This is a genomic window from Mannheimia glucosida (assembly GCF_046267875.1).
Taxonomy (GTDB): Bacteria; Pseudomonadota; Gammaproteobacteria; order Enterobacterales; family Pasteurellaceae; genus Mannheimia; species Mannheimia glucosida.
This window is the reverse complement of sequence record NZ_CP176502.1, coordinates 1656341-1675766: the sequence shown is the minus strand read 5'-3', so window position 1 is coordinate 1675766 and position 19426 is coordinate 1656341. Positions and strand designations below refer to the sequence as shown.

Annotated in this window: 12 protein-coding genes; 11 read left to right on the top strand and 1 reads right to left on the bottom strand. The window is 41.0% G+C overall.

What is annotated here, in order from left to right:
* The first annotated feature begins 156 nt into the window (after positions 1-156).
* The 9 genes from icd to ACJ7Z2_RS08120 all read left to right on the top strand — a co-directional run bounded on the left by icd (position 157) and on the right by ACJ7Z2_RS08120 (position 13650).
* A complete protein-coding gene (gene icd, locus ACJ7Z2_RS08160; RefSeq protein ID WP_409499962.1) occupies positions 157-1404 on the top strand; it encodes an NADP-dependent isocitrate dehydrogenase in 1248 nt (415 codons plus the stop codon).
* A 19-nt stretch (positions 1405-1423) separates the two neighbouring features.
* Entirely contained in the window at positions 1424-4030 is a 2607-nt protein-coding gene (acnB, locus tag ACJ7Z2_RS08155; protein WP_409499961.1) for a bifunctional aconitate hydratase 2/2-methylisocitrate dehydratase, read from the top strand.
* Between the two features lie 135 nt (positions 4031-4165).
* Positions 4166-6523 (top strand): molybdopterin guanine dinucleotide-containing S/N-oxide reductase, encoded by a 2358-nt coding sequence (locus ACJ7Z2_RS08150; RefSeq protein WP_409499960.1) that lies wholly within the window; start codon positions 4166-4168, stop codon positions 6521-6523.
* Between the two features lie 153 nt (positions 6524-6676).
* Entirely contained in the window at positions 6677-8185 is a 1509-nt protein-coding gene (locus ACJ7Z2_RS08145; protein ID WP_409499959.1) for a SulP family inorganic anion transporter, read from the top strand.
* A gap of 105 nt (positions 8186-8290) precedes the next feature.
* Positions 8291-8668, top strand: coding sequence for a DUF423 domain-containing protein (locus ACJ7Z2_RS08140; protein ID WP_409499958.1), 378 nt, complete (start codon positions 8291-8293; stop codon positions 8666-8668).
* A 10-nt stretch (positions 8669-8678) separates the two neighbouring features.
* A complete protein-coding gene (gene rlmM, locus ACJ7Z2_RS08135; RefSeq protein WP_409499957.1) occupies positions 8679-9764 on the top strand; it encodes a 23S rRNA (cytidine(2498)-2'-O)-methyltransferase RlmM in 1086 nt (361 codons plus the stop codon).
* Between the two features lie 91 nt (positions 9765-9855).
* The gene (gene dapB, locus ACJ7Z2_RS08130) at positions 9856-10668 is read left to right on the top strand and encodes a 4-hydroxy-tetrahydrodipicolinate reductase (protein ID WP_409499956.1); all 813 of its coding nucleotides are present in this window, start codon (positions 9856-9858) and stop codon (positions 10666-10668) included.
* 16 nt (positions 10669-10684) lie between these two features.
* A complete protein-coding gene (locus ACJ7Z2_RS08125; RefSeq protein WP_409499955.1) occupies positions 10685-11818 on the top strand; it encodes a methionine biosynthesis PLP-dependent protein in 1134 nt (377 codons plus the stop codon).
* A 353-nt stretch (positions 11819-12171) separates the two neighbouring features.
* Positions 12172-13650, top strand: a complete 1479-nt coding sequence (locus ACJ7Z2_RS08120) for a nicotinate phosphoribosyltransferase (RefSeq protein ID WP_409499954.1) — start codon at positions 12172-12174, stop codon at positions 13648-13650.
* A 72-nt stretch (positions 13651-13722) separates the two neighbouring features.
* On the opposite strand, the gene cpdB is transcribed toward ACJ7Z2_RS08120, so the two are convergent.
* Complete coding sequence (cpdB, locus tag ACJ7Z2_RS08115; RefSeq protein WP_409499953.1) at positions 13723-15699, bottom strand: 2',3'-cyclic-nucleotide 2'-phosphodiesterase; 1977 nt, start codon at positions 15697-15699, stop codon at positions 13723-13725.
* Between the two features lie 240 nt (positions 15700-15939).
* Between cpdB and ACJ7Z2_RS08110 the strand changes: the two genes are divergently transcribed.
* Positions 15940-17148, top strand: coding sequence for an acetate kinase (locus ACJ7Z2_RS08110; RefSeq protein WP_006250066.1), 1209 nt, complete (start codon positions 15940-15942; stop codon positions 17146-17148).
* 51 nt (positions 17149-17199) lie between these two features.
* Entirely contained in the window at positions 17200-19335 is a 2136-nt protein-coding gene (gene pta, locus ACJ7Z2_RS08105; RefSeq protein WP_409499952.1) for a phosphate acetyltransferase, read from the top strand.
* Positions 19336-19426 lie beyond the last annotated feature (91 nt).

Genomic DNA, 19426 nt, shown 5'->3' with positions numbered 1-19426 from the left:
GATTTTTTACATTTTATTTACATAAATGTGCGTTAGATCACAAATATCCTTTTCGGCATAGTCTGTTTTATTTACATTTAGAAATTTACTGTTTATAGTTAATCCATTGTTCTCTTCTTGTCAACATTCATTTTTCGTCACTACGAGGTAAACCAAATGCAAACACAAGTCTCAATTCCACAAGGCGAAACTATTCAACTAAACCAAGACGGTTCTCTAAAAGTACCTGATAATCCGATTATTCCATTTATTGAAGGTGACGGCATCGGTGTTGATGTTACTCCTGCAATGAAAGCAGTGTTAGATGCTGCGGTTGAAAAAGCCTATCAAGGCAAGCGAAAAATTGCTTGGATGGAAATTTACGCAGGTGAAAAGGCGAATAAATTATATGGCGAGAACACTTGGTTGCCGGATGAAACCCTAGAGCTTATCCGCCAATATCACGTGGCGATTAAAGGTCCGTTAATGACACCGGTGGGTGGTGGTATTCGTTCATTAAATGTTGCAATGCGTCAAGGATTAGATTTATACAACTGCTTACGCCCAATTCGTTATTATGACGGTACGCCAAGCCCGGTTAAACACCCTGAGCTGGTGGATATGGTCATTTTCCGTGAAAACTCGGAAGATATTTATGCCGGCGTAGAATGGGTTGCCGGTTCGCCTGAAGCTAATAAAGTGATTCAATTCTTACAACAAGAGATGGGCGTGAAAAAAATCCGCTTTACCGAAGATTGCGGTATCGGAATTAAGCCGGTTTCTAAGCAAGGCACACAACGTTTGGTGCGAGCAGCATTACAATATGTGATTGATAACAACCGTAAATCGCTGACTCTGGTGCATAAAGGTAACATTATGAAATTTACCGAAGGGGCATTTAAAGAGTGGGGCTATCAAGTTGCCGAAGAATTTGGAGCAAAATTAATTGATAAAGGCCCTTGGATGAGCTTAACCAATCCGAAAACCGGCGAAGAAATCATTATTAAAGACAGTATTGCTGATGCGTTTTTACAAGAAATTTTATTACACCCGGCCGAATATGATGTAATTGCTACCCTGAATTTAAACGGTGACTATATTTCTGATGCTTTAGCCGCTCAAGTAGGAGGTATTGGTATTTCCCCGGGGGCGAATATTGGGTTTGAAGCAGCTATTTTTGAAGCGACACACGGCACAGCCCCTAAAATTGCAGGGCAAAATAAAGGCAATCCGGGGTCGTTAATTTTAAGTGGGGAAATGATGTTACGCCATTTAGGCTGGGTTGAGGCAGCGGATTTAGTGGTAAAAGCCGTGTCTAAAACCATTGCAAATAAAACCGTAACCTTTGATTTTGCGGAAATGTTGGAGAGAGCAACTCTACGCTCAACCTCAGAATTTGCACAAGACATTATTGCCAATATGTAAAGTTGGAGAGGGAATGATAATGGAAAATTTTATAGAAAATTATCAACAACAGGTTGATGAACGTGCGGCACTGGGTGTTGTGCCTCAGCCACTTTCTGCGGAACAAACGGCTCAACTGGTTGAATTATTGAAAAACCCACCGGCTGAACAAGCGGTCTTTTTATTGGATCTTTTTACCAATCGTATTCCGGCAGGTGTTGATGAAGCCGCTTATGTTAAAGCCGCCTTTTTAGCCGATATTACCAAAGGGATTGCCACATCGCCGCTCATTTCGCCTGCTCACGCAGTGAAATTACTCGGCACAATGCAAGGTGGTTATAACATTGAAACCTTATTGTCTGCGTTGGATAACCCTGAGCTTGCACCGATTGCGGTAGAAGCCTTATCTAAAACATTATTGATGTTTGATAATTTCCACGATGTAAAAGAACGGGCAGAGCAGGGTAATCCGTTTGCACAACAAGTATTGGAATCTTGGGCGAATGCCGATTGGTTTACCTCTCGCCCGAAACTTGCCGAAAAATTAACGGTAACGGTATTTAAAGTAACCGGTGAAACCAATACCGATGATCTTTCCCCGGCTCAAGATGCTTGGTCTCGCCCTGATATTCCACTTCACGCATTAGCAATGCTGAAAAATGAACGTGACGGTATTTTCCCTGATGAAAACGGTCACACTGGCCCGATTAAGCAACTGGAAGCCTTAAAAGAAAAAGGTTTCCAGTTAGCCTATGTCGGTGATGTCGTCGGCACCGGCTCTTCTCGTAAATCGGCAACCAACTCCGTGCTTTGGTTTATGGGGGAAGATATTCCTTACATTCCAAACAAACGTGCCGGTGGTGTGGTATTAGGCGGTAAAATTGCCCCAATTTTCTTTAACACATTAGAAGATGCAGGCTCTTTACCGATTGAAGTTGATGTAACCAACCTGAATATGGGCGATGTAATCGACATTTACCCTTATGCAGGCAAAATTTGCAAACACAACTCCGATGAAATCTTAGCCGAATTTGAGCTAAAAACCGAAGTATTGCTTGATGAAGTGCGTGCAGGCGGACGAATCCCGCTGATTATCGGACGTGGTTTGACCCACAAAGCGAGAGTGGCACTTGGCTTACCGGAAAGTGATGTATTTATTAAACCGCAATCGGTTTCAGAGAGCAACAAAGGTTACACTCTTGCCCAAAAAATGGTTGGGCGTGCTTGTGGCGTAGAAGGTGTTCGACCGGGGCAATATTGCGAACCAAGAATGACTTCTGTCGGCTCACAAGATACTACAGGGCCAATGACAAGAGACGAGCTGAAAGATTTAGCCTGTTTAGGTTTCTCGGCAGATCTTGTGATGCAATCGTTCTGCCATACCGCCGCTTACCCGAAACCGGTGGACGTAATTACCCACCACACTTTACCTGATTTTATTATGAACCGTGGTGGTGTGTCACTTCGCCCGGGTGATGGTGTGATTCACTCTTGGCTAAACCGTATGTTATTACCGGATACTGTTGGTACGGGCGGCGACTCTCACACCCGTTTCCCCATCGGGATTTCATTCCCTGCCGGTTCAGGTTTAGTTGCCTTTGCTGCGGCAACAGGGGTGATGCCGCTAGATATGCCGGAATCGGTTTTAGTCCGTTTTTCCGGCACAATGCAACCGGGCATTACCTTACGCGATCTGGTTCACGCCATTCCGTATTATGCTATTCAGCAAGGCTTGCTGACGGTTGAGAAAAAAGGCAAGAAAAATATTTTCTCCGGTCGAATTTTAGAAATTGAAGGGTTGGAAAATTTGAAAATCGAACAAGCCTTTGAGCTTTCTGATGCTTCTGCCGAACGTTCTGCTGCAGCTTGTACTATTAAGCTGAACAAAGAGCCAATTATCGAGTATCTAAATTCTAATATCACCTTATTAAAATGGATGATTGCAGAAGGCTATGATGATAAACGCACGTTGGAACGCCGTATCGCCAATATGCAAGCGTGGTTGGATAATCCGGAGCTTTTAGAGGCAGACGAAAATGCGGAGTATGCCGCAGTGATTGAGATCAACTTAGATGAAATCAAAGAGCCGATTGTGTGCGTACCGAATGACCCTGACGATGCTCGCCTGCTTTCTCAAGTACAGGGCGATAAAATTGATGAAGTCTTTATTGGTTCTTGTATGACTAATATCGGGCATTTCCGTGCGGCAGGTAAACTGTTAAGCCAAGCACAGGGCGAATTGCCGACTAAATTATGGATTGCTCCGCCGACTAAAATGGACGCAGGCTTGCTGACCGAAGAGGGCTATTACAGCATTTACGGCAAAAGCGGAGCAAGGGTAGAGATGCCGGGCTGTTCTCTCTGTATGGGTAACCAAGCCCGAGTGGCAAATAATGCTAATGTGGTTTCTACCTCTACCCGAAACTTCCCGAACCGTTTAGGGCAAGGGGCAAATGTGTATTTAGCCTCAGCAGAATTAGCCGCAGTTTCTGCGTTATTGGGTAAATTGCCGACACCGCAAGAGTACCTAGACTATATGAATAACTTGCAGAAAGATAAGGACGATATTTACCGCTATATGAACTTTGACCAAATCAACAGTTATGTGAAAAAAGCGGACAATGTAATCGTTCAAGTTGCCGTTTAACTTCCTTGAAGCCCACCTTTTTAGGTGGGTTTTATTTTGCAAATTTTTGGCTAAAAACAACCGCTTGTGGTTGCAACTTTTGGCTTAATCCAGTAAATTCCTCTCAATTTTGTAACAGAAAAGGCATTAATTTAAATGAACACAGCATTAGAAAAAGGGAAGTTTGTCTTTTTGGATAAACCGAAAAATACCATTACCACCGCCGCCCACTGGGGTGCATTAAATGTAACGGTGGAAAACGGAAAAGTGGTGAAATCAGAGGGCAGTTTAGCCAAAAATCACCAAAACGAATTGCAAGATGTGGTGGCGGATCAGCTCTATAGCCCGGTTCGGGTGAAATATCCGATGGTGCGGAAAGGCTACTTGGAAGGGAATAAAGACACCACTTTGCGGGGGAGAGATGAGTGGGTAAGAGTCTCTTGGAACAAAGCCTTCGAGCTGGTTTCCAGCGAAATCCAACGGGTAAGAGAACAATACGGGAGCGAATCCATTTTCGGTGGTTCTTACGGCTGGTATAGTTGTGGTTCACTGCACGCCTCTCGCACGCTTTTGCAACGTTATTTAAACGTCACAGGCGGCTTTACCAATACTAAAGGCGATTATTCCACCGGTGCGGTGCAAGTAATTATGCCCTATGTATTAGGCAATATTGAGGTGTATGCTCAACAAACCAGTTGGCACACGATTGTAGAAAGCACAGAATTATTGGTAATTTGGTCGTCTAATCCACTGAATACACTTCGCATTGCGTGGACCTCTGCCGAACCGGAGGGGATTGATTATCTCGCCAAATTAAAAGCAAGCGGTAAACGGATTATTTGTATCGACCCGGTGAAAAGCGAGACCTGTCAATTTTTAGAGGCAGAGTGGTTGCCTATTAATACCGGCACGGATGTTGCACTGATTTTAGGGATCGCCCACACCCTTATTACTGAAAACAAGCACGATCACGACTTCTTAACTAAATATACTGTTGGTTTCGAGCAATTTGCTGATTATGTGTTAGGAAAAGCAGATAATTTACCTAAAACAGCAGAGTGGGCGAGCCAAATTTGTGGCATTCCGGAGGAGGTGATTAAAACCTTAGCGAATGATTTTGTTACTCACCGCACAATGTTGATGTCCGGCTGGGGATTGCAACGCCTGCAACACGGGGAGCAAAGCCACTGGGCATTAGTGACTCTTGCCGCTATGCTCGGGCAAATTGGCTTGCAGGGTGGCGGTTTCGGCTTAAATTATCGTTATTCTACCAATGGGCTAAATGCCAATTCAGGTGTTCGACTAGGGGCAATCAATGCAGGTAAACCTAACCCCGATATGCCGTTTTTCCCGGTAGCTCGAATTGCCGATGCGTTGCTCAAACCGAATCAGCCTTATGATTACAACGGGCAAAAATTACATTACCCGAACATCAAATTAGTCTATTGGGCAGGCGGTAATCCGTTTGCTCATCACCCAGATACCAACTATTTAGTGAAAGCGTGGCAACAGCCGGAAACGGTGATCGTCAATGAATGTTACTGGACGCCGACCGCTCGAATGGCGGATATTGTATTACCGGCAACCACCAGCTACGAGCGAAACGATCTCACCGTTGCCGGTGATTATGTGGCAAAACATATTATCCCGATGAAACAGGTGGTTGAACCGCAATTTGAGGCGAAGAACGACTACGATATTTTTGCCGAATTAGCGAAACGAGCAGGTAAAGAACAAGCATTTACCGAAGGCAAAAGTGAAATGGAATGGCTTAAGGAATTTTACCAAGTTGCCTTTGAAGCGGGGGAAAAAGCTAATACGCCATTGCCGGATTTCGAGGCATTTTGGGCGGAAAATAAAGTGTTGAGTTTTGAGGCAGAGAATCAAAATAATACTTTCGTTCGCTATCAAGATTATCGTAATGATCCGATTAAACACAAATTGGCAACACCATCAGGCAAAATTGAGATTTTCTCCGAAACCGTTGCCAAGATGAATTATGAAGATTGTAAAGGACACCCAACTTGGTTTGAGCATCACGAATATTCAGGCAAAACCAACGAAGCCGAGCCATTGGCATTAGTTACACCGCATATTAAATACCGTTTACACAGTCAGCTTGCGTACTCCTCATTACGTCAATATTACGAGGTAAACGGCAGAGAACCCATGCTAATTCACACAAAAGACGCCGCTGACAGAGGCATTACAAGCGGTGATATTGTGCGAATTTTTAACAAGCGAGGGCAGGTGTTGGCAGGAGCAGTAGTGACTGATGGCATCATTCAAGGCACAGTAGCGTTATACGAAGGCGGTTGGTATGACCCGCAAGATTTAGGCAAAACCGACACTCCACTATGCAAAAATGGTAACCCGAATGTGCTAACCCGTAATGAGGGTTCATCAAAACTCGGGCAGGGGAATGCACCTAACACTACCACGATTCAAGTGGAAAAATTCGTGGGAGATGCACCTGAAGTGACGGTGTTTAAAGCCCCTGTTTTTAGTGAATAGCAATTAATCCAAGCGGTTATTTTTCTACTGTTTTTTGCAAAAAAGAAAGAAATAAGGCCGCTTGTTTATTTGACGACTTTTCACTAATTTGCTACTCTCTCGCTTCATTTTTAGCCGACTTTGCTCGGCTTTTCTTTTTATTTAAGGGTAATAATGACAACTTTATTTCAGCAATTTTCGCCTACGGTAATTAAACAACAATGGTTTTCAAATGTACGAGGTGATGTTCTCTCTGGTTTAGTGGTGGCTTTGGCGTTAATTCCAGAAGCCATAGCATTTTCAATTATTGCAGGGGTTGATCCACAAATTGGTTTATATGCCTCATTTTGTATTGCAGTAATGATCAGTTTTGTGGGCGGCAGACCGGCGATGATTTCTGCAGCAACCGGTGCAATGGCTCTGGTATTAGCAGGCTTAGTGAGGGATCACGGTTTACAATATATGCTAGCGGCTACCTTATTAACAGGCGTGTTGCAAATTATTGCCGGTTGGTTAAAACTCGGCTCGCTTATGCGGTTTGTGGCACGAGCCGTAGTGATTGGTTTTGTTAATGCACTTGCCATTTTAATTTTTATGGCACAACTACCTGAGTTACAAAATACAACTTGGCATACTTATGCACTGGTGGTAGCAGGGCTTGCTATCATTTATCTTTTTCCTTATGTACCGGTGATTGGAAAAATCATTCCCTCACCATTAGTGACCATTATTGCTTTAACACTTTTCACATTATGGCAAGGCATTGATGTTCGTACCGTTGGGGATATGGGGCAATTACCCGATACCTTACCAGTGTTTTTATTACCCGATATTCCGCTTAATTTAGACACCTTATGGATTATTTTGCCTTATTCTTTCAGCTTGGCCGCAGTAGGGTTATTGGAATCTTTAATGACGGCAACGATTGTTGATGAAATGACAGAGACAGACAGCGATAAAAACCGTGAATGTAAAGGGCAGGGCATTGCCAATATTATTAGTGGCTTATTTGGTGGTATGGCAGGTTGTGCGATGATTGGGCAGTCGGTCATTAATGTTAAATCTGGTGGACGTACAAGACTATCTACCTTTCTCGCCGGTTTTTTGTTACTGATTTTTGTGGTATTTTTGAGCGATATTCTAAAAGTGATTCCGATGGCAGCATTAGTTGCGGTGATGATTATGGTCTCTATCGGCACCTTTAATTGGCAATCCTTAAAAGAGCTAAAAACGCACCCAATCGGTTTTAATGTAGTGATGTTAGTCACCGTTGCAATTGTGGTTTATACACATAACTTAGCCCTTGGCGTATTTTCCGGCGTGTTACTCTCAGCGTTATTCTTTGCGAATAAAATTGGGCGTTATATGGTGGTTAAAACAAGTGCTATAGAGAAAGATGAATTGCGTTATGATGTTATCGGGCAAGTGTTTTTTGCCTCATCTGATGATTTTATCGCACAATTTGATTTCACCCGTTCAGAACTGAAAAAAGTCCACATTGATTTAACCCACGCTCACTTTTGGGACGTAACGGCAGTTTTAGCGTTAGATAAAGTTGTGTTGAAATATCGAAAAAGTGACGTTGAGGTAGAAATTATCGGATTAAATGAGGCCAGCAAAACCTTAGTGGATAGATTTGGGGTTCACGATAAATCGGAAGATGTGGATATCTTGAACCATTAAGTATACAAGCGGTGATTTTTTGTAATTTTTTTGCAAAATTTCACCGCTTGTTGGTTTCGATAATATGATATAGTAAGCCATCTAATATCATACCTATCTTCAATTATGAAAAACAAATTTGTAGCGATTGCCGCATTCAGCGGCTTATTTACTGTGGCATTTGGGGCGATAGCCAGCCACGCATTATCGGCTCAATTATCGCCTAAAGCGTTAGGCTGGATTGAGACGGGCATTCAATATCAAATGTTTCACACCCTTGCCATTTTAGCCTTAGGCTTATTCCAAATTGCAAATTTTGGGCAAAATCCACCCTCTTGTAGAGCAAAAGCCTTTAAGCTGATTGGCGGAAGCTGGACGCTAGGCATTTTGCTTTTTAGTGGCAACCTGTACTTACTGGCGTTAAATGTGCCGACTATTCATTGGCTTACGCCTGTTGGTGGACTCAGCTTTATGCTTGGTTGGATTGCGTTAATTTACATGTGAGAAAAGCCTAATGTTCAATAAATTAGCCTTATATTGCCGAGCAGGGTTTGAAAAAGAGGTGGCAGGTGAAATCACCGATAAAGCTGCACAACAGGGCATTTTCGGCTTTGCCAATCTCAAAGAAAATAGTGGTTATGTGATTTTTGAGTGCTATCAAGCAGGAGAGGCAGATCGATTAGCTCAAACGTTAAAGTTTGAACAGCTTATTTTTGTTCGTCAAATGCTGGTTGTTGGGGATTTGTTGCAAAATCTGCCTGAAAATGACCGAATTTCGCCGATTTTAGCCCAATATGCCGAACTTAACCCTCGCCAGAGTTCGGATGTATTTGTTGAAACACCGGATACCAACGAAGCGAAAGAATTATTAACTTTCTGTCGTAAATTTACCGTGCCGTTACGTTCTGCATTGAAAAAACAAGGCTGGTTGAGTAAATCGGAAAATATGCAGGGTAGTGTTAGCTTGCATATTTTATTTATTCGCCCGGGAGCTTGCTATGTGGGCTATGCGTACAACCATAATAAATCGTCGTTTTTTATGGGGATTCCCCGTTTAAAATTCCCGCCTGAAGCACCGAGCCGCTCAACCTTAAAACTAGAAGAGGCGATTTTAACTTTTATTCCGCATGCAGAGGAGAAAAAACGCTTTAATGATACGATGGTAGGGGTCGATCTTGGGGCTTGTCCGGGTGGTTGGACTTATCAATTAGTCAAACGTGGTGTTTTTGTCTATGCAGTCGATCACGGCAAAATGGCAGCAAGTTTACACGAAACCGGAAGAATTGAGCATTGCCCTGAAGACGGTTTTAAATTCCAACCGCCTAAACGTAAACAAATCGATTGGCTGGTGTGTGATATGGTAGAACAGCCGATTCGCATTGCGAAACTCATTGCAAAATGGCTGACTAACGGTTGGTGTCGAGAAACGATTTTCAACCTAAAACTGCCGATGAAAAAACGTTATCAAGAAGTGCAATTGTGTCTCAATTTCTTGGAAGAAGAGCTAACCAAACACGGGTTTTGGTTCAAAATGCAAGCTAAACACCTCTACCACGACCGTGAGGAAATTACGGTACATATTGCAGTAATGGGAAAATAATTCACAAGCGGTAAAATTTTCACAAAATCTTGCTGATTTCTTGTAAAATCAGACGCTTGTAACAAAACAAATATAAAAAGGAAGAACAAATATGACATTAAAAATTGGAATCGTCGGTGCCGGTGGGCGAATGGGGCGTCAATTAATTCAAGCTATCCATAATGCACAAGGCGTAGAATTAGGGGCGGCTTTTGAGCGTAAAGGTTCATCATTAGTAGGTAGTGATGCTGGTGAAGTAGCCGGGGTTGGTGCATTAGGTGTGGTGATTTCTGATGATGTCGCCCAAAATGTAGCAGGTTTTGATTTACTAATTGATTTTACTCGCCCTGAAGGCACTCTAGAACATTTGGATATTTGTGTGGCTCATCATAAACAAATGGTGATTGGCACAACCGGTTTTGATGATGCGGGTAAAGCTGCAATCAAAGCTGCAAGTGAAAAAACCGGTATCGTTTTTGCCTCAAACTACAGCGTTGGAGTGAATTTGGTTTTTAAACTGCTCGAAAAAGCAGCAAAAGTGATGGGCGATTATTGTGATATTGAAGTGATTGAGGCACACCATCGCCATAAAGTTGATGCACCATCAGGCACAGCTTTATCAATGGGCGAACATATTGCTAAAACACTCGGGCGTAATTTGAAAACTCACGGCGTATTTGAACGTAACGGTATTACAGGCGAACGCAAACGTGATGAAATCGGCTTTGCAACTATTCGTGCTGGTGATGTTGTAGGGGAGCATAGCGTGTGGTTCGCTGATGAAGGCGAGCGTGTGGAAATTGCACATAAAGCCTCTAGCCGAATGACGTTTGCTAATGGTGCGGTGCGTGCTGCAAAATGGTTAAATAGCAAACAAAACGGCTTGTTTGATATGACAGACGTATTGGATCTAAATAATCTGTAATTGAAGGATAATAACAATGACAAAATTCAATAATATTGAAACGACATTAGTGCAAATTGGTAACAGAACTGATCCTCGTACAGGGGCGGTGGCAATGCCGATTATTTTATCAACTGCTTACGGGCGTGATGGCTTAGGTGAATCTACCGGCTGGGATTACACCCGTACCAAAAACCCAACTCGAGCCGTATTAGAGCAGGGGATTGCGGATTTAGAAGGTGGTGATGCCGGTTTTGCGATGGCATCTGGAATGGCAGCGATTCAGCTAGTGATGTCATTATTTAAAGCCCCCGATGAATGGATTATTTCCAGCGATGTTTACGGCGGTTCTTACCGTTTGTTTGATTTTAGCCACAAAAATCACGGTACATTAAAGCCAGTTTATGTTAATACTGCGGATTTAGCGGCAATTGAAGCAGCTATTACACCGAATACTAAGGCGATTTTCGTAGAAACACCGTCAAATCCATTGATGGAGGAGTGCGACGTTGCCGCTATTGCTAAAATTGCTAAAAAATACAATTTAATGCTGATTGTGGATAATACGTTCTTGACACCGGCGTTATTCCGTCCGATTGAACACGGAGCTGATATTGTTATTCACAGTGCGACCAAGTATCTTTCGGGGCATAATGATGTGTTAGCCGGCTTAATTGTTGCAAAAGATTCTGAAGCCACTAAAGTCAACGGGCAGAACTTGACTGAGCGTTTATTCTATTTCCAGAACTGTGCCGGTGCTGTGCTTTCACCATTTGATTCTTACCTTGCGGTGCGTGGTATGAAAACCTTGGCGTTAAGAATGGAGCGTCATCAATCTAATGCCACAGAGTTGGCGAAATTCTTGGTTGAGCAGCCGGAAATTGACAGCGTGTTATATTCAGGTAAAAGCGGTATGTTATCTTTCCGTTTACAAAAAGAAGAGTGGGTGCCGAAATTCCTCAAAGCAATTAAATTGATTACCTTTGCAGAAAGCTTAGGCGGTGCAGAAAGTTTTATTACTTATCCTGCAACACAAACCCATATGGATATTCCGGAAGCAGAACGTATCGCTCGAGGCATTACGAATAATTTACTGCGCTTTTCTGTTGGTTTAGAACACGTTGAAGATATTAAAGCTGATTTACTGCAAGCCTTTAAACAGTTGAAGTAATTTTTTTGTATTCACAAGCGGTCATATTAGGTATAGATTTTACCAATCTCTGACCGTTTTCTTTTTTTAATAAAGGAGGAGAGGAACACGAAAAGATTTAATTAAATGTGTTATTTTAACTATCTATTTAACATAATATACGTTATGCGAAAATTAATGATGTAAGTCATTGATTTATAAGGATTTGTTTATTTTTATCAATCAGCGGTATTATTGAAACACCATCACATCTATGTAACAACATAATCTATGAGTTATTATGTAAATACACTCGTTTTGTAATAAATACTTTTCATGTCATAATGAATTATGATAATCTTTAGCCTTAAAAGTTAAATAAGGACTTTAAGAAAATGGATAGTATTTTAGGTAAAAAAATTAACTCAACTGCAATACCATCATTATTATGTGATTTTTATAAAACTTCACATCGAATTCAATATCCTGAAGGTTCTCAGTTTTTATATAGTACATTCACACCTCGTAGTAATATTTATGCTCCATTTGTTGCGCGTGTTGTATCATTTGGTTTTCAGGCATTTATTTTAAAATACTTGATTCATTATTTTAACGATAATTTTTTTTCTCGCTCACAACATGACGTTGTTTCTGAATATACTCAATTTATTTCTGACACATTGAATATTGAGGACTCTGGCGAACATATTGCACAATTGCATCAGCTCGGTTACTTACCTATCAGAATTAAAGCTATTCCAGAAGGAAAATCTGTTGCAGTGAAAGTTCCTTTAATGACAATTGAAAACACTCACTCAAGCTTTTTTTGGCTGACTAATTATTTGGAAACCCTGATTAATGTGTCATTATGGCAGCCGATTACATCGGCCTCTATTGCATTTGCTTATCGTAAAGCTTTAGCCGAATTTTCAGAGCAAACCTGTGATGATAATAGCCATCTACCCTTCCAGTCACACGATTTCTCTATGCGTGGAATGAGTTCCTTAGAATCAGCAGAAAGCTCCGGCGCTGGACATCTAACCTCATTTTTAGGCACAGATACCATTCCTGCAATTTCATTCGTGACAGCCTATTATGGTTCTCAACATTTAATCGGTACATCTATTCCGGCATCAGAACATTCGGTGATGAGTTCACACGGTGTTGATGAGCTGCCGACTTTCCGTTATTTAATGGCAAAATATCCAAACAATATGCTATCTATTGTGGCAGATACAACCGATTTCTGGCATAACATCACTGTTAATTTACCATTATTAAAACAAGAAATTTTAGCTCGACCGGAATCAGCTAAACTGGTTATCCGCCCTGATAGCGGTGATTTTTTTGCAATTATTTGCGGTGACAGTTCTTCCCCCGTTGAGCACGAACGCAAAGGTCTAATTGAGTGTTTGTGGGATATTTTTGGTGGTAGTATCAACCAAAAAGGTTATAAAGTGCTTAATCCGCATATTGGGGCAATTTATGGTGACGGCGTCACTTATGATAAAATGATACGGATTTTAGAGGGCTTAACGGCAAAAGGTTTTGCTTCCAGCAATATTGTGTTTGGCGTTGGGGCTCAAACTTATCAACGCAATACTCGTGATACACTGGGTTTTGCAATCAAAGCGACTTCAATTACAATTAACGGTGTCGAAAAGGCGATTTTCAAAGCCCCTAAAACCGATAACGGCTTAAAAAAATCGCAAAAAGGGCGAGTAAAAGTAATCTCTTATGATCATTATGTTGACGAGCTAACCGCACTGGATGATTTTTCAGATGATCTTTTAGAGGTGGTTTTTGAAAATGGTAATTTAGTCAAATCGACCAATTTTGATGAAATTCGGCAAAATATAGCACAACAATTTTAGAAAAATGGAATGAAACAAGCGGTCAAATTTGTTAATTTTTTTGCAAATTAGACCGCTTGTATTTAGCTCTGATTATTTGGTTAAATCAATACGGTAAACCGCAAAGCCGGTTTCATCGTTTTCGATATACTCCATCGGATATTGTGCATTTTCCTTAATGAAGGCTTTAGCTTTATCTGTTGGAGAGGTTTCAAAACGAATATCCAGTTTTGCATTTGAGCTAATTGGTGCAATACGCCAGTTGTTATCCGCTTTCGGACTTACCTGCCCGTGAGCTTTACTTTCGGTGGTAATATAATTCGCTAACACTTGGCGGTTTTCGTCCGGTGCGGCGAACACAATGTGTTTATCGCCTGTTCCCGGGAATTTACCACCATAAGCACGATAATTATTGGTCGCAATTAAAAACTCTTGTTTAGGATCAACAGGTTTACCCTCAAAAGTCAAATTCACAACACGATGCGAATTAGGGTTAATTAATTTGCATTCACCATCATAACGAGCCGGTTGGGTTAAATCAAACTGATAATTCACACCATCAATCACATCGTAGTTATAGGTCCGGAAACCTGTCCAGTCTAATAAATATTGAGGTTTATCCGAAGCAACATCAATTTGTTTGAACATTCCGGCACTGCACTCTAACCACTCTTTTAATTCTGCCCCTGTTGCTTTAACCACCACTAAGGTATTTGGGTAAAGGTATAAGTCTGCCGCATTGCGGAAAGTTAATTCGCCTTTATCGACTTCGGTATAGCCTGTCGGGTCATTTTTACGTCCACCGGCTTTAAACGGTGCTCCGGCACTTAGAATTGGTAATCCTGCAAGCTCCGGCAAGCCTTTTACCACATTTTCTACATACGCTTTTTGAGCTTGGTTCACAATTTGAATGGTAGGGTCATCTTGAACTAACGCAAGGTAACTATACATATTATCAGTTGCTTTACCGATAGGTTGAGACACAAATTGACGGGTTGCTTCATGGGTTTCTTTTAATAATGCAACGATTTCAGGGTGGTTCTCAACGGTTGCTTTTTTCTCTTCCGTATTATAAATTGGACGCAACTCTGCTCTACCGTCCACAACGCCCCATTTACCATTGTTTTCGGCCAAGCTTAAATCAATCACACTGATGTTATTCCCCCAGTAGCCTGCCATACTTTCCGGTACGCCTTTCATTGTTCCTTTTGCAATATCGGCATTTGGCGAATTTGCAAATTCTTTATTTGGGAACAGGCGATGTGAATGCCCGAAAATAACCGCATCAATGCCTTTTACATCGGCAAGATAGAATGCACAGTTTTCAGCACCTTCTTTATAAGGTTCGTCAGACGGGCCGGTATGTGCTAATGCAACGACAATATCTGCCCCTTCTTTTTTAACTATAGGCACATATTTTTGTGCGGTTTTCACAATATCTCGGGCTTCAACTTTTCTCTCAAGATTAGCTTTATCCCAAATCATCACTTGTGGCGGTACAAAACCGATATAACCAATCTTAAGTGTGTGTTTGTTACCTTTTTCATCAAAAATTTCTTTTTGTTGAATAACATAAGGTGTAAAGAATGGTTCATCTGTCCCTGGCTTCACAATGTTTGCATTAACAATAGGGAATTTTGCTTGCTTAATAGCATTATCTAAATAGCTTAAACCGTAGTTAAATTCATGATTTCCCAGCGTTCCAACTTCATATTGCATCGCATTTAATGCCATAATCGAAGGTTCAGGTTTGCCCTCTTTTGCACCTTTGGTTGACTGGTAGTCAGAAATAGGATTACCTTGAATTAAGTCACCATTATCGACTAACACACTGTTTTTAACTTCTGCTCTAGCTTGTTTAATTAGGCTTGCCGTACGGGTAAAACCAAACTTTTCTGTTGGAGCATCTTTGTAATAATCAAAATCAGTTAAGAAACCGTGAATATCCGTAGTGGCGATGACACGCAAGCCAGCTTTATTTTTGGCTGTTTGTGCAAATGCAGACGGTTGTGTCCCCAATACAAGCATTGCAGTTGCACCAAGCTGGATAAATTTTCTTCTATTTAACATAAAATATCTCCTTAATGAAATGAAAGGGTAAATTGTAAAATATTTTAGAAAAATAACCGCTTGTTCGCCATATTTTTTCACATTTATAGCTTGTTATATCAAATTTTAAACACATTTTTATCTTTCTTTGAGTTCAAGCATTTATTTTAAGAGCTGAAAGGTGTATCCTTTACACCTTAAATACACCAATAAAAATAGTATTTTCTTCAAACTCATTTCATAAAATAAGGTAATTTGACCATGTCTAAAAACTTAATCTTAATCCTTAACTGCGGTAGTTCATCTCTTAAATTTGCTATCTTAGATCCTAAAACAGGTGATGAAAAATTATCTGGACTTGCTGAAGCTTTTCATTTAGAAGATGCACGTATCAAATGGAAGTTAAACGGGGAGAAAGGTAATGCCGATTTAGGTGCAGGTGCAGCACATAGTGAAGCACTTACCTTTATTGCTGAAAAATTGTTATCTGACGAATTAAAAGCAGGTATCGGCGCGATTGGTCATCGTATTGTTCATGGCGGTGAAAAATTCACCTCATCAGTTGTAATTACCGATGAAGTGATTAAAGGTATTGAAGATGCAACGCAATTTGCACCATTACACAACCCTGCGCATTTAATTGGTATTAAAGAAGCATTCCGCATTTTCCCTGAATTAAAAGACAAAAACGTAGCTGTATTTGACACTGCATTCCATCAGACAATGCCGGAACACGCATTCTTATATGCACTTCCATATACATTCTATAAAGAAAATGGTATTCGTCGCTACGGTTTCCATGGCACAAGCCACTTCTATATCACCTCACAAGTTGCAGAATTAGCAGGTAAGTCTGTTGAGCAAACCAATGCCATTATTTGCCACTTAGGTAACGGTGGTTCTGTTTCTGTTGTACGCAATGGTAAATGCATTGATACCTCAATGGGTTTAACTCCATTAGAAGGTTTAGTAATGGGTACTCGCTCTGGTGACTTAGACCCTGCGATTATCTCTTTCTTATACAATAACTTAGGTATGTCAATGGACGAAATTGATACTACTCTAGTAAAAAAATCTGGTCTTTTAGGTTTAACTGGCGTAACTAGTGACTGTCGTTATGCGGAAGATAATTACAATGACGTATCAAAACCGGAAGCAAAACGTGCTTTAGATGTATATAGCTATCGTTTAGCTAAATATATTGGTTCATATATGGCAATTTTAGGCGATGACCACTTAGATGCTATCGCATTTACAGGTGGTATCGGTGAAAATTCAGGCTTAGTACGTGAATTAACCTTAAATCACTTAAAATTATTTGGCATTAAGTTAGATCAAGAGCGTAACCTTGCTGCCCGTTTTGGTAAAGATGGAGTCATTACAGCGGACGAGTCAACATTTAAAGCTGTTGTTATCCCAACTAATGAAGAACTCGTGATTGCACAAGATACCGCTAAATTAGCATTATAATCATAGGGGCAGATATTCTGCCCTTTCACTTTCTTTTAATTTGGAAATATTATGTCTAGAACGATCATTCTTATCCCTATTTCAACTGGTGTTGGTTTAACCAGTGTTAGCTTAGGTTTAGTACATGCTTTGGAGCAAAAAGGTTCTAAAGTAGGATTTTTAAAACCGATTTCTCAACCTATCAGCGGTGAAGATACGTTAGACCGCTCAACAACGATTATCAGAGCAGAACAAACAACAGAGGTTGGTGAGCCGTTTATGTTAAGCGAAGCTGAAACATTAATCGGTCAAAACCAAACGGATGTATTGTTAGAAAAAGTGGTAGAACGCCACCAAAAATTATCAAAAAATAATGAAATTGTCATTGTTGAAGGTTTAATTCCAACGCGTAAAAACTCATACGCTAACAGCATTAACTATGAAATGGCTCAAGCCCTTGATGCTGAAATTGTATTAGTTGCAGCACCGGCCTCAGATACACCAGCTCAATTAAAAGAGCGAGTTGAAGCTGCCGCTTCACAATTTGGTGGACGTAACAACCCAAATTTACTGGGCGTTATTATCAATAAATTCAATGCACCAGTAGATGATTCAGGTAGAACCCGTCCAGATTTGACTGAAATTTTTGATTCATTTCAGCACTCAAATAATAATGCTTCAGAAGTCGAGCATCTTTTTGCTAAAAGTCCAATTAAGCTGTTAGGCTGTATTAGCTGGAAAGCAGAACTTATTGCTACACGAGCAATTGATGTTGCAAAACATTTAGGCGCTTCAATTATTAATGAAGGCGAAATAAAGGCTCGTCGGATTCGCGGTGTGACATTCTGTGCGCGTAACTTACCAAATATGGTCGATCATTTTAAAGCAGGTAGTTTATTAGTTACCTCTGCGGATCGTCCTGAAGTGTTAGTTGCTGCATCGTTGGCGGTAATGAATGGCATCGAAATTGGTGCTATTTTACTAACCGGTGGTTATAAAATTGATAGCTCAATTGCAAAACTTTGCCAACAAGCATTTGAAACCGGTGTGCCTGTATTCCGTATTGAAGGTAACACTTGGCAAACCGCATTAAGCCTACAAAGCTTCAGCTTAGAAGTGCCTGTAGATGATAAAGAGCGTATTGCTGCAATTAAAGAATATATGGCAAGCAAATTTAATGTAGGTTTCATTGATGAGGTTTCTAAAGCCGCTACTCGTGCAAGACGTTTATCACCTGCAGCATTCCGTTATCAATTAACCGAGTATGCCCGTCAAGCGAAAAAACGCATTGTTTTACCTGAAGGAGATGAGCCTCGTACTGTGAAAGCGGCTGCATTATGTGCTGAGCGTGGCATTGCAGAATGTGTGTTATTAGCCAACCCAACAGACGTACAACGTGTTGCTGAAGCACAAGGCGTGGTATTAGGTAAAGGCGTAACGATTATTGACCCTGCGAGCATTCGTGAAAATTATGTTGATCGCTTAGTTGAATTACGTAAAGCAAAAGGAATGACTGAAGTTGTTGCTCGTGAGCAACTTTTAGATACAGTTGTATTAGGTACAATGATGCTTGAAGCTAATGAAGTGGACGGTTTAGTCTCAGGCGCAGTTCACACAACCGCTAACACTATTCGCCCACCAATGCAGATCATTAAAACTGCACCGGGAAGCTCTATTGTATCTTCTATCTTCTTTATGCTACTACCTGATCAAGTATTAGTATACGGTGACTGTGCGGTAAACCCTGACCCAACTGCAGAACAGCTAGCGGAAATTGCTATTCAATCAGCAGAATCTGCCAAAGCCTTTGGTATCGACCCTCGTGTTGCAATGATCTCCTACTCTACCGGTACATCAGGTTCAGGTGCGGATGTAGAAAAAGTGAAAGAAGCAACTCGTATTGCCCAAGAAAAACGTCCAGATTTAATCATTGATGGTCCATTACAATATGATGCGGCAATTATGGAAGATGTTGCCCGCTCAAAAGCACCAAATTCACCTGTAGCAGGTAAAGCAACTGTATTTGTCTTCCCAGATTTAAATACTGGTAATACCACCTATAAAGCGGTACAACGTTCGGCAGATTTAGTCTCTATCGGCCCAATGTTACAAGGTATGCGTAAACCTGTAAATGACTTGTCCCGTGGGGCTTTAGTTGACGATATCGTTTATACTATTGCATTAACTGCGATTCAAGCAACGCAATAACTCCCTCCCAAAATGAAACCAAATGCCCTTAAAACTAAGGGCATTTTTATTTTTTACCTACCCGACTTTTCAATTTAATCATATAATCAAG

Bases quoted from the DNA above. Each gene is read 5' to 3' on its own strand.
- icd (WP_409499962.1), top strand. From the start codon at position 157: ATGCAAACACAAGTCTCAATTCCACAAGGCGAAACTATTCAACTAAAC.
- acnB (WP_409499961.1), top strand. From the start codon at position 1,424: ATGGAAAATTTTATAGAAAATTATCAACAACAGGTTGATGAACGTGCG.
- ACJ7Z2_RS08150 (WP_409499960.1), top strand. From the start codon at position 4,166: ATGAACACAGCATTAGAAAAAGGGAAGTTTGTCTTTTTGGATAAACCG.
- ACJ7Z2_RS08145 (WP_409499959.1), top strand. From the start codon at position 6,677: ATGACAACTTTATTTCAGCAATTTTCGCCTACGGTAATTAAACAACAA.
- ACJ7Z2_RS08140 (WP_409499958.1), top strand. From the start codon at position 8,291: ATGAAAAACAAATTTGTAGCGATTGCCGCATTCAGCGGCTTATTTACT.
- rlmM (WP_409499957.1), top strand. From the start codon at position 8,679: ATGTTCAATAAATTAGCCTTATATTGCCGAGCAGGGTTTGAAAAAGAG.
- dapB (WP_409499956.1), top strand. From the start codon at position 9,856: ATGACATTAAAAATTGGAATCGTCGGTGCCGGTGGGCGAATGGGGCGT.
- ACJ7Z2_RS08125 (WP_409499955.1), top strand. From the start codon at position 10,685: ATGACAAAATTCAATAATATTGAAACGACATTAGTGCAAATTGGTAAC.
- ACJ7Z2_RS08120 (WP_409499954.1), top strand. From the start codon at position 12,172: ATGGATAGTATTTTAGGTAAAAAAATTAACTCAACTGCAATACCATCA.
- cpdB (WP_409499953.1), bottom strand. From the start codon at position 15,699: ATGTTAAATAGAAGAAAATTTATCCAGCTTGGTGCAACTGCAATGCTT.
- ACJ7Z2_RS08110 (WP_006250066.1), top strand. From the start codon at position 15,940: ATGTCTAAAAACTTAATCTTAATCCTTAACTGCGGTAGTTCATCTCTT.
- pta (WP_409499952.1), top strand. From the start codon at position 17,200: ATGTCTAGAACGATCATTCTTATCCCTATTTCAACTGGTGTTGGTTTA.